The organism is Mesorhizobium sp. SP-1A, from assembly GCF_032460275.1.
Lineage (GTDB): Bacteria > Pseudomonadota > Alphaproteobacteria > Rhizobiales > Rhizobiaceae > Mesorhizobium.
Genome location: NZ_JAVXZD010000002.1, coordinates 129,854 through 143,816, shown reverse-complemented (window position 1 = coordinate 143,816; position 13,963 = coordinate 129,854). Strand labels below are relative to the sequence as shown.

Here is a 13,963-nt window from a genome sequence, read left to right as displayed (position 1 = left end):
GTCAGTGCCTAGCCGCATCCCTTCTTGAGATAGTAGATAGCTCCGTGCTTGTCGTGGAACCTTTCGTTCCGCCGCTTCATCTCAGCGCTGATCTCGCCCGCAAGACGCCCTAGCTGCCTGCTGGCGGCCGCAGCATTCGAGGTCGACAGGATCGCTTTGAACTTCTTCTCGTACTCCTGTGGAGTGTCGCGGTAGATGGCCACGTGTTCCATCTCGTGCTTCAAGACGCCGTTGTAATTGCATGAGAGCATCGATTTCTTGTCCGGCATGATGACTCGGATAGGAGCACGATGCTGGACTCTAATTTCGATGCCCATACCGCATCCGAGTTGCACATTCTTGATCGTCCAGGTCAAGCCTGAGAAGCGAGTCTGGCCTCCAAGCTTTTGATTTGATCGAAGCTTCTTCTTTGTGAAACCCTGAATATTTTTGTGGTTCTCAACCTTGTGGCTAGGCTTCACATATTTGAAGTTCACCGTATTTAGACAGCTCGAACGCCCCCAGAAAGCCTGCTGCGCTTGACTTCGTGGCGTCTTGGATAGATCGGGGGCAGGGGCCGCATAAGCGCCAGCAGAAAGCGCTAGAACAGCACCGAAAGCTGAAGCGAGAATTTTAAATCCTGAATTTTCCATATTAAACCGCACCTTTCTAATAATTAACTATGTGGAAAATTCAAGGTTCGTCAACATTATTCCCTAGCAATTTGGCGGGCGCGGCCTCCGGTTCCATCCTTTTTCCTTGCTTTAAATCTCGGCAAAATGACAACGAGTACGGAGAATCCAATGACCACCACACCCGATCCTGAACGTCTGATATCAGAATTCAAACACGGCCAATGCTATCCGATGGCGGTCGCGTTAAGCCGTACACTCGGCTGGGAAATCGGGGCTTTAATTGTCGATCTAGACCATAGGGGAGTTGAAAATGGCTTCTGGCCCCATCCTGTCCATGCTTATGTCATTTCACCCGATGGCCGTTTCCTCGATGCTGGCGGATTTTCAGATGAAGCCACTCTCAAAGAGGACTTCCTTGACACGACTAAAAGGAAGTTTTCCAACCCGAGGTTTGAGCGCTTTCCCGATGTGGAAAGCTTTCTGACAACGCTCAGACACTTTGAAGAAGGCCATTGGGACGGTGCCAGTTACGATCCAGAGCTATATGCGACCTTCGACTACAGCCATGGCTGGAGATATCAGAAATTTCTGGATGAAATCTATCCGCGAGCAATTGAGGCCATCGAGGTTCTTGGACTGGAAGAAATGGCCAATGAACGGATCATGTCCATGTAATTCGGTTAATGGATCAGTTTTCGCAATTCTGTTGACCAGCCCGCATTTTCATTAGATCATTCCTTTAAACACAATTCAGCCTCCACCTGAAGGACTAAAGGATGTTCCAAAAATTCTGTGACTCTAAATTCTTTATTCCAGTTGTCCTGGTACTCTGCGTAGGAACGCTTATTGGGACCATGCTGCTGACGGCATTCTTCACTGAGAAACATCAGGCGGCATATGCTGCCAACGCATTCCGTTCAGCAAAACCAATTTTGTGCGAAAATGTATCCTCTATCCCTCTTCCTGAAGAAGCCAAGTGCTATTCAAACAAGGGATATCTGATCGTAAAACTCGATAGTGCACTCAATTTCTACGACGGGACTTCTCGTCAGATGGTGGCGTCAGGAACTGTTAAAGACGGCACTTACACCCTTAATTTTCCAGTATTCAAATCAGTGACTACCGACGCATTCAAGAACGCATTCAGAGAATAAAAACTCCGCTGAAGACACTGGCACATAAAGGGGAACAGCGATATGGCGAGGAAAATTGCAGGCTTCTTAGTTTTCGGAATGATTGTTGCGATACTCGTGTCGCTGGCGACCATCGATGCGTATGAGAATTTTGGCGGCGCTCAAGTAGCCACCACGGACGCCGAAATCCCGTCCACAGTTGAGTAAAAAACATCAAAGGAATCGAATGATGGAAAGAGAAGGCTCGCCTCTCGTATTTTTTGGTGTTGTTGCCGCTCTGATCTTTCTGGTCATTGGTGGGCTGACCACCAAAATCAAGAACGACACTGAGAGCCGTAGCTCCCAAATCGTGCGCCTCTATGACAGGCTCGCCTCTCTGGAAAAGAAGTCCTTCGACAACTGCGAGCGGCCATTTGATGAAGTCAAATGCGTGACCGCAGGCAACGTTGTGATCTACCAGCAGCCTGAGAAGATCAGCGTTTACGACAGCGTCTCCAAGGCCAATCTGGCAACCTTCATCAAGAAGGGCGACCAAGTGCACTATTCGGCAACTGGCGGCACGCTTTCCATGCTCCTGCTGGAGTTCCTGGAGCCACGAGCAAAGAATGATTGAGGTGTGGCTGTTCTGGAGCCAAAATCCTGAAGAGTGATTACCACTACTCCAACAGCCTTCTTACCAAAAAAGCCACGGAACCCATTTCAATTCGGCTCCGTGGCTGAGTTCGTGGTGGAATTTGCGTAGTAGGAACTACCGCGCCGTCCTCGATTGTCAATGATCTTCAGCGCATCGTCCAACGACGACAATGTCGCCATCCTCTATCTATGCGGCAATTACCTGCGGCCGCATTCTGGAAACCTCGTCCAGAAGTGCGGCGGCCATCGCATCGCTACCCAACTTACCAGCATCCAACACCAGCGCCTTGACCCCAGTGAGAACCGCTAGAGAAGCCTCCAGCTCGATCTGCTCGTTCAAACGATGCAGATAGTCATAGCTGTGAACCTGTTCGAAGCTTCGACCACGCTGTTTGATGCGCTCAATCTGCTCGCCAGTTGAGATCGCCATGCAGACCAACAGATCAGGCAATCCGTACTTCTCATAAAAATCGTCAACCTGGCGGCTCATCTGACTAAGCTCACTGGCATAGGTCGGGATTAGATGACGAGCATACGCGCGCTCGGTCCAAACGCTGAAATCAGCAATGATGTCCTGCTGACTGTTTTCAATCGCAGCGCCAAGCGAGGATATTTTGTCCGCGATGAATTTTTCCTGGCAGGGCAGGGTGTAGGTCTCCGGATCGATTTTTCGAAGCTCCAAAAACGGATTCGTACTCAGATCTTCCGTAACCAACTCAAAACCATGGCCGGACAGATGTTGGACAAGAGTTGATTTCCCCGCAGCCAAGGGGGCGATGATTTCAATACGCATGACGACAATCCATTTTTGCTTAATAATGCCACCCCAGCAAATTTCTCGCAATGTGACCCCATTATTCTATATTCAAATTACGGCATTTTTGTAATTAATTATCACATATTCCGCCGCGATGCCCGCCAATCTCAAGGCGCTGGGTTTTGAACGCGGCTAGATAGCGATATTTATTGACAATAATCTCCGCATTTAATATTCACTTCGCATCTGAACCAAGCTGGAGACCCAATGACCGAGAAAGCGACACCTAAACTTCTTCACGGCCTTGGATGGCTCGTCCGCACCAGCGAAGGCGTTACGCTTTCCGACAGGGTGACTGACGAGGTCATCACGACGACTGAAGAACTGGGAGAAGGGCGCTTCGAACTGCATTGGCATCATGATTTCTCGCACGCCAAGTCGTTCGCCAACGGCATTGCAATTGCTGGCCGCAACTCCGTCACTGCTGTTCTCGGCCTAGGCGATGTTTCGCAAGCCGTGCTTGTGCTGTTTGCTGACGAAGAGACACCAAACACCACCGATCTCAACGAAGCAATCAAGCTCGTGCAGCATTCCGATGCGGCTAGACGCCAGGGTGTGGTGGCATGGTCTGCTGAAGTCAACGATCTCATTATGCATCACACCCCCAACAGGCACAGAAACACGAGTGCGCCACCTATCAGGATCAGAGAAGAAACTCCTGAAGCCCTCAAACTCGAAGTCAAATATGCGAACTGGTTTCTGAAGGAGAGCACATGGAATCCGCTTATGAATGGCGGCTGGTATCGCGTCGACATCAAACGAAGGTCGGGAAAACTATTTGCTGAATTTGATCTGACTTTCGAAACGCTGCGCAACTATAAGGATATCCCTTCTGAACGAAAACAGCAGATGCTGGAAATCGCTCAAGATGCAGGCGGCACCATCAATCACACTCACCTTATCCTGCCAATTGGCGACGACATCGGGCAGAGCTTCAAAGACATCCACCCGTTGCTTGAGCGGATCACTGAACCACTGTACGCTGGATTGAATGAAAATCACATCGCCAGTTTGCGCGCAAACAAGGATAACCAGCGCGTAGGTCGCGTGATTGCAGCTGGCGGAGCATTCCGAAAGGAAGGCACGCAATGGTTCCTCGTGGACAAGAACGGGAAAGCCAAGCCAATTACGGAAGGACGAATCCACACCGTAGTTCAAGCGGGCCTTGCGAAAGACCCATTCCCAAAAATTGACTACGCCGAGTTCAAGGTCTAGGGCGCAGGCTTTGGGACCCGCAGTCGGAGAACGGACATGAGCCTGGACGTCTTTCTGAAAGGCGACAGCCCGTTTGGCAGTGTCAGCGGGCCTCAAATCTTCATCCGCGAGAACGGCCAATCGAAGCGCATCTCACGCAACGAGTGGGACCGCCGCAATCCTGGTCGAGAGCCTGTGACCGTCAAAGCCAGAGGAGGCCACCTCTACGAGGGAAACATCACCCACAACCTCAGGGACATGGCGGATGCAGCTGGCATCTACAAGCCGCTGTGGCGACCCGACGAGGTAGGCTTGAGGTTCGCACGAGACCTGGTTGCTCCGCTTACTAAGGGGCTGGAAGTCCTTCGGGCCGACCCTGAGCACTTCAAAACCTTCAATCCCTCGAACGGGTGGGGCAACTACGAGATTCTCGTGCAGTTCGTCGAGGAGTACCTGCTTGCCTGCAAGGCGTTTCCTTCCGCAGAGATCGAAGTCTCTCGCTAAGGCACCACAAACAAAGAGGGCGGCCGCTTGGACCGCCCTGAAGACTGATGTGCACGAGACTACTCTATTCTCCCGCATACCACGCCTTTTTCACATAGGCATCGGGGATACACTTCTTCACCTTATCGCGAACAGCTTCTGCCTTAGCCTTAGCCTTGGTTCCGTGAACCTGCGGTGAAAAATAGTCTTCGAGGAAGTAGAACGTCATACCTGTCTTGTTGGAGAACTTAAAGGAAGGCTCGCTCGAAGCTACAAAACCGCACTTACGAGCAGCGCTTTCGATTGCGCGCCCCTTTGCACCGCTCTCTTCGTAAGATCCCTTCGTTGCACCCACAAAAACCCAATAAGCTTCAAATGGCTCAAGACCCTGAGCTTTCAGCGCAGTTGGAGCCAGCATTGCTATACCGAGAGTAGCGGTGACAAAAGTTTTACGTATCATATGAATCCCCTGCATGACTTCCATCAAATAGCCAGCATGGAAATTCTTTTCAAGAGGAGAATACCTAAATGCGACCGCAAAAATGCATCGCATAAACCGCTTTTCGCATCAGATTAGTTTACATGCCCAGTTTAGGTGACTGGAATTGAAATTCCTTAATTTCGAATTTCCCAGTTCCACCTGTTACGCGGCAACCTGTAATGTCTCTGACCTTTTCCTTGAAAGTTGCCACGAATTTTTTGACATCGTCTTTGGTCACATCACCGACCGCCTCGATGTCTTCAATTTTCAGGCCATCTGAATTCATTCGGAGGCAGATCGCACCAACAATTCGATTACCTGCAGATGACGGATCAGGAGAGATCGCATCCATTGTCCTGCAGGTGATTGCATATTCAGTGAAGTTACGCGCCATCCAGTCATGACTGACGGTTGAGCGAGCCAGATCGCAGAGCTTATTGATAGCCTCAAACTCCTCCTGACAGGCTTCCTCGCTCCATTCCCAGCTGTAGGCACGTAGAACGAAAGCCCGCATCCCTTGAACAAAGGCATCGTAGTTTTCATCCGTGTCTTCAACATAGATGTCGCTCATCAACCGTCTGAAAACATGACCATTTTGGGCGATAGCGGCATCAAAGGCGTCGTGTAGCTCGGCATCGTCGCCGTCATCAAAGCCCAGTCGGCCGAACTCAAAATCATTCCTGATGACTGACCAGATCTTGTCCTCGTCTGCGATGAGGGTGTCTTCGTCGACTTCCAAGACAAAGACGCACGGGTCCATGCCTAAAGAACATTCCGAGGACGTGGCCTTAGCAGCATAGAAAGAGGCGACATCGACCCGGTCGGTCACAGTGGAATTAAGGATTGAGAGATGCGTCTATATCACGGCTCTGGCCAGTTCGACCAGATCATGAAGGAAGGCCTGGTTCTTGATAGGCGGCTGATCGCGACAATGCTGATTTCGTGATCTCGATCAATTCCAGTCCATATTCCATTGCCAAAGCTGCCTACCGTCGCAAAGTCTTCGAAGACCGCGTTATGGAGAGCCATATCCCGCTCATCTACGTTAATCAGGTTGGTGGCAATGACGAGCTGGTGTGGGACGGCGCATCTGCCGCGCTCGACGGCCAAGGTAACTACCATGAAATGGAACCTTGGAAGGAAGGCGTTGCCATCATTGAATTGTCTAAAGACAAGAATGGCTGGCATATCGTCAATCCCAAGGCACCAATGGAGCAGGCTTTCGACATCGAGCGCTACACTGCCGCTTGTATCGGCCTGCGCGATTACGTTCACAAGAACGGCTTCAAGAAGGTTGTTCTCGGCCTGTCGGGCGGTGCAGACTCGGCGCTGGTCGGCCTGATGGCTGCAGACGTGTTCGGCGTCGACAATGTCGATTTCATCACGATGCCAACCCGCTTCACTTCGGATGACTCGAATGACTTTGCCAAGCTGCTCGGCCATGGCATGGGAAGCGGCGCTCGCGTTCATACGATGCCTGTTCAAGCAATGTACGACACCTTCTTGACTGGCTTCACAGAGGCATTTGGAAGTCAGAAGACGAACGTGGCAGAAGAAAACCTGCAGGCGCAGCTTCGCGGCGACATCCTGTCGTTTTTCTCGAACAAATTCGGTTCGATGATCCTGTCGACGGGCAACAAGTCTGAAATCGCCATGGGGTATGCGACGCTTTATGGTGACATGCGTGGCGGATTCAATCCACTCAAAGACCTCTACAAAACTGAAGTTTTCGAGCTTCTGGAGTTCCGCCACCGGATCGGGAGCAATGCGTTACGCGGCTCGGAAACGCTTACAGATATCGATGCGCAAGAAATTTTCAAAGGAGCATTCGGCCACAAGCTGGTTGCCCTCGATAAGAATGCCGTCGAAGCACTCCGCAAGACGATTGACCGCCCACCTTCTGCTGAACTTGCAGAAGGTCAGAAGGACAGTGACAGCCTTCCTGATTATGCAGTGCTCGACAAAATTCTTTGGAACATGATCGACCACAAGGAAAGCCTTACGGACGATCAAATTGCTACGGAAACAAGCTATCCGCTTGATCTTGTAAAGACGGTGCGCAGTCGTGTCCGCTTCATGGAATACAAGCGGTTCCAGGCGTGCCCAGGACCAAAAATTCACCGGAAAGCTTTCATTGGCCTGGATTGGCGGCACCCCATGAGTAGCAAGTTCCGCGCCTAATCACCGCTTAGAAGGGATCACATGCGAAATGTGATCCCTTCGTCATTTTCCTTGGCCTTGGCGACTTCCTCGCGCTTCTTCTGTTCGAGACTTCTCTGCCGCTGATTAGCGAGCTTTTCGTGCTCGGCACCGATTGCTCGATATTCGGCCGGATCAGCTACAGGCGGAAGTTCGACGCCAAAGAACTCCGACAACTGATTACGAAGTTCGGCATGGTATGCCATCGCCTTATAGGCGTTCGCTTTACGAAAAGTCCCAACCTTGGTCTTCAATGACTCTTCGATTTCGGCCTGCAGATGAGCCGTTTTCTCCTCAATCCATGTAGCCAACTTTTCGAAGTCCACTGACGCGCCTCGCGGTCTAGCCTCCTCGTCTTTAGAGTACCTGCACCGTCTCGGAATTTCCGCCAACTGTACGCCGCCCCAGGTGATGAAGTCGCGAAGATCGTCAACTCTGAAGCGCTCAAACTTACCGTTCCTGGCGGCAACTTCGACATCGCCGATAGCGCTAGAAGCGGTGCCAGCAGCCGTTCCACCAAGGCTGTGATTGCGACCAGTGAAAAGTGCCGTCCGACCATCAGCAAGGTCAACGAAGGCTGCTACCGGATTGCTATAAAAAACGGCATAGGCAATCGGCCCATGGAAATAGAGCGATTCACTGCTCAACAACCCACGTGGCGCTTCACGAGCAATGAATGCCTCCGCTACCGATGCAGTCGTCTGATGCCAGGTTTTTGGCTTCGAGGGGCGAGAAGCAGCGCGTGCCTTACGCTTTTCTTCAAAGATATCCCAAGGGGCGTTCTCAAACTTCGATCCGACCTGCAGAAGAGGACCAAGAGAAGACACAAATCCTATCTTGCCGACAGGCTCTGACTTTTCCAGCTCAACCGTGAAAATAATAGATGGATAATTCTGGCGGTCGAATTGCTCAATCTGCCGAAACCATTTGGCGTGTGCCTCCGAATGGAAAATGTAGACGTTAGCCTCCTTGGCAGACTTGGATTTCGCAACGGCAACCTCAGCAGCCTGCCTCTCCGTCACCTGACGAATGTTCCACTTCATACCTTCTGCACTGTTATCAACGTCCACGTCCTGCGGCATCGAGTAAACTATGTCTGAGCGATAGCGTTCGGTGACTGGGGCGTAGTGTGCAACGGTCGGGAGCTTGAGAGAACGACGCTCGGCAATCATTGCCTGCATCAGCTCTGCTGCTCGGGCTTCACCTTCACAGGCGACAAAGATGTTGAAGCCACCCTGATCATAAAGCGAACGCATGCGCCCGAGGTCATTCCCTAAACCAGGAACAACCGCTTCAATGCACGGTCTTGGCGTCCGCTTTGTCTTGATGCTGATCGAGTCATCCTTAACTTCATACGACCAGTCGCCAAGTCCTGGGACGCTGATTTCCAAGGCGCTTGCGCGATAGTTGTAGTTACGGATATTCGTGTTCTGGAAGAGATCCTGCAGACCATCGATAGGCAGTAAAATGGCATCGCCATTTTTGGTCATTTCAGACTTGTCGCCGAAGAAGCCTTTCACTTCGACCCCACCCTCAGAAACAACGATTTCTCGACCAGCGCGCTCGCGACAATTGAGCAAAATTCCGCGTAGCGATTCCAACAATGACTTACGATCATGCGACATGGCAAAATTCCTATTTTTAAAAATGAAAAACCAATAGAATGAAAAGCACCATGCCATGCGGCAATTTTCTGAGGTTTGAGTATGCTGAAAAACGTAAAATGGGTTGTCCATGATCATTTAGTCCAGCGCGCCCTGCCGACTGGACGTCCAAACCTCGTGCAAGCCCTTAAAATGCGTGGCTACGAAGTCGCCGTGCTCTCGTACAACGATGAAGACCGCTCGCTTTCTGACCTACCACAATGGGAGAACGAATGCGTTGTCACCTATGGCTCCGTTCAGTTTGTCAATCAGGTTACCAAACTCCGCCGAGGCAAATGGCAGCCAGGAGCTTTTCTGCGCACGGAAAACCTTTCATATGCGGCCTATTCGCCTTTTCTTGGCGACATCCTGCTCAACGATGACTTCGTGATCGTTCCTTACGCAGAATTCCGCCGTCGAGGTGTGAAGGCGTGGGGTGATGCTGTCTTCATTCGTCCGAACGCCGTAACCAAACTCTTCACGGGCTTTGTGATCACGGGACGCGATTTCAATCACGAAACGAACTCTCTTGAGCGGCTTTCCAACGTGTTTCCAGAAGACCTGATCGTGGTCGCGAAGCCAAAGCCGATCTTGGGTGAGTTCCGCTTCATCATCTCGGAAGGCAAGGTCGTGACTGGCAGCGCCTACAGCTGGGACAATACGCTCGACGTCCGCTCTGACGTCCATCCCGCATGCCTTGAGCTGGCCGAGGAAGTCGGCCGCAGGGAATGGCAGGCGGATCGCGTCTACACCTGCGATATCGCCCTGACAGAAATCAACGGCAAGCAAGAAGCACGCGTTCTGGAGATCAACGCTTTCTCTTGTTCCGGCCTCTATGCATGTGACACGGAATTAATTGCGGACGCTGTTTCGCAAGCTGCATGGAATGAATATTCGGGCGACGATCTTTAATTGGATTTATTCACTCCCGCTTGCATTATTTGGAATAATTCCGTAAATCGCATCCAAAGGAGATAAATATGACGGTTGATGTAACCCTTACCTCTGCAGGTCATCTCGACATTGGTGAGATTCGCTCGTTTTTGCAGAATGCAAGTGATCGTCCAGCGGAAGTCATCCGCGACGAATGGATTCTGGATACTCATCACTTCACTATTGCATTCAAGGACCCGCACAATCGTCGTAACAACCGCGAACTTCGCATCCATCATTCTTTTGGTGTCGATGATGAAACCGAAGCAGCCAAATACATTGGGGACAAAATCGATTATACGTACATGGTACTCGGCGAGCACGGCAACGGCCCCAAGATCATGCGAGACCTAGCTGAACGCTTCGGCGGTTATTTTCAGAATGAAGCCAATCCCGAACAGGACGAGTATTACGACGTCAATGGCCCGCTTATGAAGCCGCGCTGAACGGGTCGAACATGAAAGATGTCGATATTAAAGCCCTTGCGGCTGCACTTAAGGAACGCGCCGACCAGATCGAGACGGCAGATGATGTCATCAACGAACGCCTCTGCTGGAACCTCCGTGATGACGATGACAGCTTCTATTCGACTGAGCACATGTCTGACGACGAACTGCAGGCCGCTGCCGTGGAAGATCTCCTCAATGTCGTTCAGCACCGAATGGAGGGCAAGGAGGTCGGAGGCGACATCGAACACTTCCTGCGTTTCCTGACGGGCGCATCAAAGGAACGCGCTCGGGCCGCATTTGAAGCCGACTTCGTAAAATCGCTCGTCGTCGTCCTCCCAAATGGTCATATCGAGCTTAATCCAGAGCACATGCAGGATGCGATGGACTTTGCAGGCGTCTGGATTGAAGGCTGGGAGCCACTTACGACCGAAGCTGTCTACTACGCCAATCCAAAGTTCTGATCGTCGATGCGATCAGAATACGGGAGCCTCAGCAGGGGTTCGCTCGTCTCTCAGCTGATCCAGGATGTCTGAAACTTCATCGAACGTGGTCTGATGGACGATCTCGCGGTCCTTCACCCAATGCAAGGCAACGATCTGATCCGTTTTGACCTGACCTGGAAACAGGCCGTACTCGTTGTCACCGTTCATGCCCGTTCGGCCGCCATCCTCGCACGAATAACGGAAACCTATCTTCATCGGCGTGGTCTCCATCACGCAAGACGTATAGGTCATCCGTTCACGCGCTTCACGCTCTTCAGCATATAGATCCAGGTAACGCGGGCGAACTGACGCAGCCATCTCCTCACGAGTCATACCTTCATCAAAGCACGACTTAATAGCAAGGTATTCAGCAACACGGTCTGCACGCTCCCCCTGGCCGATGGTCTGCTCGTTCAGCTTGTCTGCGAAAAAGACAAATGGCCGAGGGTCGAATTCATTGAACAGGTTCCCGCCGCCACTGATATCGCCAGCAACTACGATAGCCTCAAGTTCCTGAATGGACACAGAGCGGTAGAGCGTAATTGGCTCCCAGATAAGACCGGGCATCAGTCGATCATCGTAATCGTCCGGCATGCAGCCATGATTGATGGCGGCGAAAGCCTGGCCTTCGAACTGAGACGGAGCCTTATCCCAGACGAGTTCATAGCCCTCGTTCTGCCAAAGACGAACGTCATCGGAGCCTTCAGGCACAGTGCGGGATAGATCCCCATAGATGAATACGAGCCAGTTGGTCATTGCCGTCGAGTCTAGATCAATGGCTTCAATCTACCAGACGAGGTTGAAACCGCCTAGCATTTCTCAGTCCGATTTCAGGCTGGGATGGTAACGGAAGTCGTTATCCCGACTGAAGATAGGTCTGTCATGAGTTATCTCGTAAGGCCGCTCGTGGATGCATTCTCGAAGACGTTTAGGCGGAAATAGTTTTCGCCAAAGAAAGCAAGTACGATAGAAATACGAGACATATATTTGCGACGATCATTTTCAAGAACTACGTGATTAAAAGGCAGGGGTGAATATGGTTAAAACTAGAAAAACATCAGGAACTTTTTATAGAGCGGTGGGCGCAATCGTTATTGGCGCGAAGTGCTTTTCTAGCGCCGCTTTTGCCGAAGAAACGTTAAATAAACCGAACACAGAAAATGAATGTTCCTACTTCCGCATCAATACCAATGACAGCCAAAAGACAATCGGTTTACCCAAGAGATTGAATCCTTATCTCAAGGATAATAAAGTTTACGCCGAAATTTCATCTGATTTGGACACTGGTCGAGAAAACTTAGACAAGCTACTCAACCACAATTATATAATTGAGATTGCGTCCGACAATTTGACCGCGCAGGCCGTAGGTAGTTTATACAGATGGACTTGGTGGATAGAAGATTCGCTTGCCTCTCTGAAACAGCCCCCCATTCAAACGCGAACTGTCTATGGAGCCACCAACACAATATTGGATCGAAGATGCGATACAACCGAAAATCGAAGCTGCCCGACTCAAGCGTACGCCTACAATTACTATACGTTTGGAAATGAATACAGATACGACAAAGCCGTCGAAGTCACGCAATTAATATCAAAAGGGCAGGAATGGTCAGGCCCAATAAATGAACGTAACGTCGGCTCATTCCAGATTGCGTATATAGTAGCCACAGTTCTTGGTAGTGATACCATAATCAGCATTTCCAGACGCAAAGATGAAAGCCTTAAGTACGACACTTTTGTGCCAACGCCGTTAAAGTACAGGCTGAATTTACTACGAAAAACTCAAGACTTTATTGCAATGTGCGACAGCTAAGGAGGCAAAATGACCATAGCACCGATAACCCATTGAATATCATCAATACCCCTCAGTCCGCATCAGGCATAGTGAATTCATTGAGATCAACCTCGACGGCGATGGCTCGCTTAATTGGTGACGATCTCTTCGCGTCTCCGGTCCTCGATAATACCCCAGGCGTCTATCATCAGTACCAGTGCGTAAGTCGCCCACAATGCCTCCTAAGGATCAATCCCCCATATCGCCGCCCTTTGCGAACAGCTTCATAATCCAATCCGAAGCCTGCGGGCGGCTCTCGCAATCGAGCACAAACTCCTGACCTCGGGCGACCGATTGCAGTTGGACGGCGTCGCCGTCATCGGTCCAACGATCTGGCGAAGCATGATAGCTCAACGGAGATAGACCATCTGCCTGCTTGAACCATGTCGGCAGACGCCATGTGGAGCGGTTCTTGGATGTCGGATCGGTCAGGGTCCGCTGCTCGTTTAAGTTCAAGACGGACCCACCACCCTTCAAACCCGTGGATTCGACACCTGGAAGCACGAGTTCGTCCGATGCGACGTAGATGACATTCCGGGGATCAGCCTTCCGTTTCACATGCGGATGATCCGCCAGCCATGGATATTCAGCCCACTCGTTCTTATCCCCGTTACGTAACGGGACAATCGCACCAACCTGCAACCATCCGAAGATAGCGTGGATGCTGCGGCCGCCCTTGGCGAACGACCATCGACCGCCTGCGCCGCGCTCGATATCGCGGAACCAGCCAAAGAAGACGAAAACGTCACCGACTTCGACACCCTGCGCCTCCAGATGCGACTGCGCAGCGCCAGTCTGTCCGAATGCTGGCTTCCAGCCGTCCGCACGCTTAATCGTGACATGATCAAGATCAGGATCGAGATGAGCGCGATTGCGACCCATCACTCTCGCACCCGACAGATCCTGAACCATCCTCGGGAAGTCGTCGATCACGACCAGCTGGTCATAACGATAGGGAGAGCGGCCATCAGGGATCGGGAGCGAAACGATCCGCGAGCCGTCAATGATCGGGCTGGCGCACCCGCCTGACCCTGAATCGAAACCTTTTCTACTCAGAATGATCTTCAA

Annotated in this window: 18 protein-coding genes; 11 read left to right on the top strand and 7 right to left on the bottom strand. The window is 51.2% G+C overall.

Translation table 11 applies throughout. The features are described from left to right. Window positions 1-8: 8 nt before the first annotated feature. A complete protein-coding gene (locus tag QU595_RS09210) occupies window positions 9-632 on the bottom strand; it encodes a DUF922 domain-containing protein (protein ID WP_315921112.1) in 624 nt (207 codons plus the stop codon). A gap of 150 nt (window positions 633-782) precedes the next feature. Here QU595_RS09210 and QU595_RS09205 point away from each other — a divergent pair, with 150 nt between their 5' ends. The 4 genes from QU595_RS09205 to QU595_RS09190 all read left to right on the top strand — a co-directional run bounded on the left by QU595_RS09205 (window position 783) and on the right by QU595_RS09190 (window position 2,360). Next, window positions 783-1,289: a hypothetical protein gene (locus QU595_RS09205; RefSeq protein ID WP_315921110.1), complete on the top strand. Its 507-nt coding sequence runs from the start codon at window positions 783-785 to the stop codon at window positions 1,287-1,289. 101 nt (window positions 1,290-1,390) lie between these two features. Continuing rightward, window positions 1,391-1,768 (top strand): hypothetical protein, encoded by a 378-nt coding sequence (locus tag QU595_RS09200; protein WP_315921108.1) that lies wholly within the window; start codon window positions 1,391-1,393, stop codon window positions 1,766-1,768. Window positions 1,769-1,810: 42 nt separating this feature from the next. Further along, entirely contained in the window at window positions 1,811-1,954 is a 144-nt protein-coding gene (locus QU595_RS09195; RefSeq protein WP_315921106.1) for a hypothetical protein, read from the top strand. A 22-nt stretch (window positions 1,955-1,976) separates the two neighbouring features. After that, window positions 1,977-2,360, top strand: coding sequence for a hypothetical protein (locus QU595_RS09190; RefSeq protein WP_315921104.1), 384 nt, complete (start codon window positions 1,977-1,979; stop codon window positions 2,358-2,360). Window positions 2,361-2,567: 207 nt separating this feature from the next. Here QU595_RS09190 and QU595_RS09185 read toward each other — a convergent pair whose 3' ends face one another. Then, window positions 2,568-3,173 carry a deoxynucleoside kinase gene (locus tag QU595_RS09185; protein ID WP_315921102.1) on the bottom strand — a complete coding sequence of 202 codons (606 nt, stop codon included), beginning with the start codon at window positions 3,171-3,173 and terminating at the stop codon, window positions 2,568-2,570. Between the two features lie 231 nt (window positions 3,174-3,404). Between QU595_RS09185 and QU595_RS09180 the strand changes: the two genes are divergently transcribed. Continuing rightward, entirely contained in the window at window positions 3,405-4,412 is a 1,008-nt protein-coding gene (locus QU595_RS09180; protein WP_315921100.1) for a hypothetical protein, read from the top strand. A 36-nt stretch (window positions 4,413-4,448) separates the two neighbouring features. After that, window positions 4,449-4,895, top strand: coding sequence for a hypothetical protein (locus QU595_RS09175; RefSeq protein WP_315921098.1), 447 nt, complete (start codon window positions 4,449-4,451; stop codon window positions 4,893-4,895). 64 nt (window positions 4,896-4,959) lie between these two features. On the opposite strand, the gene QU595_RS09170 is transcribed toward QU595_RS09175, so the two are convergent. Beyond that, window positions 4,960-5,358: a hypothetical protein gene (locus QU595_RS09170; protein WP_315921096.1), complete on the bottom strand. Its 399-nt coding sequence runs from the start codon at window positions 5,356-5,358 to the stop codon at window positions 4,960-4,962. A 94-nt stretch (window positions 5,359-5,452) separates the two neighbouring features. Next, a complete protein-coding gene (locus QU595_RS09165) occupies window positions 5,453-6,094 on the bottom strand; it encodes a hypothetical protein (RefSeq protein ID WP_315921094.1) in 642 nt (213 codons plus the stop codon). 203 nt (window positions 6,095-6,297) lie between these two features. On the opposite strand from QU595_RS09165, the gene nadE reads away from it, so the two are divergent. Next, window positions 6,298-7,536 carry an NAD(+) synthase gene (gene nadE, locus QU595_RS09160; protein WP_315921092.1) on the top strand — a complete coding sequence of 413 codons (1,239 nt, stop codon included), beginning with the start codon at window positions 6,298-6,300 and terminating at the stop codon, window positions 7,534-7,536. Window positions 7,537-7,553: 17 nt separating this feature from the next. Here nadE and QU595_RS09155 read toward each other — a convergent pair whose 3' ends face one another. Next, window positions 7,554-9,290, bottom strand: coding sequence for a hypothetical protein (locus tag QU595_RS09155; RefSeq protein WP_315921090.1), 1,737 nt, complete (start codon window positions 9,288-9,290; stop codon window positions 7,554-7,556). On the opposite strand from QU595_RS09155, the gene QU595_RS09150 reads away from it, so the two are divergent. The 3 genes from QU595_RS09150 (at window position 9,261) to QU595_RS09140 (ending at window position 11,040) form a co-directional block, all read left to right on the top strand. Then, a complete protein-coding gene (locus tag QU595_RS09150; protein ID WP_315921088.1) occupies window positions 9,261-10,109 on the top strand; it encodes an ATP-grasp domain-containing protein in 849 nt (282 codons plus the stop codon). The two genes, QU595_RS09155 and QU595_RS09150, sit on opposite strands and share 30 nt — an antisense overlap. A 68-nt stretch (window positions 10,110-10,177) precedes the next feature. Beyond that, complete coding sequence (locus tag QU595_RS09145) at window positions 10,178-10,576, top strand: hypothetical protein (RefSeq protein WP_315921086.1); 399 nt, start codon at window positions 10,178-10,180, stop codon at window positions 10,574-10,576. Window positions 10,577-10,587: 11 nt separating this feature from the next. Further along, window positions 10,588-11,040, top strand: a complete 453-nt coding sequence (locus QU595_RS09140; RefSeq protein ID WP_315921084.1) for a hypothetical protein — start codon at window positions 10,588-10,590, stop codon at window positions 11,038-11,040. 12 nt (window positions 11,041-11,052) lie between these two features. Here the strand turns inward: QU595_RS09140 and QU595_RS09135 are convergent, their stop codons facing one another. Then, window positions 11,053-11,817: a hypothetical protein gene (locus tag QU595_RS09135; protein ID WP_315921082.1), complete on the bottom strand. Its 765-nt coding sequence runs from the start codon at window positions 11,815-11,817 to the stop codon at window positions 11,053-11,055. Window positions 11,818-12,097: 280 nt separating this feature from the next. Between QU595_RS09135 and QU595_RS09130 the strand changes: the two genes are divergently transcribed. After that, window positions 12,098-12,874 (top strand): hypothetical protein, encoded by a 777-nt coding sequence (locus tag QU595_RS09130; protein WP_315921080.1) that lies wholly within the window; start codon window positions 12,098-12,100, stop codon window positions 12,872-12,874. Between the two features lie 210 nt (window positions 12,875-13,084). Here the strand turns inward: QU595_RS09130 and QU595_RS09125 are convergent, their stop codons facing one another. After that, window positions 13,085-13,963, bottom strand: a complete 879-nt coding sequence (locus QU595_RS09125) for a hypothetical protein (protein ID WP_315921078.1) — start codon at window positions 13,961-13,963, stop codon at window positions 13,085-13,087.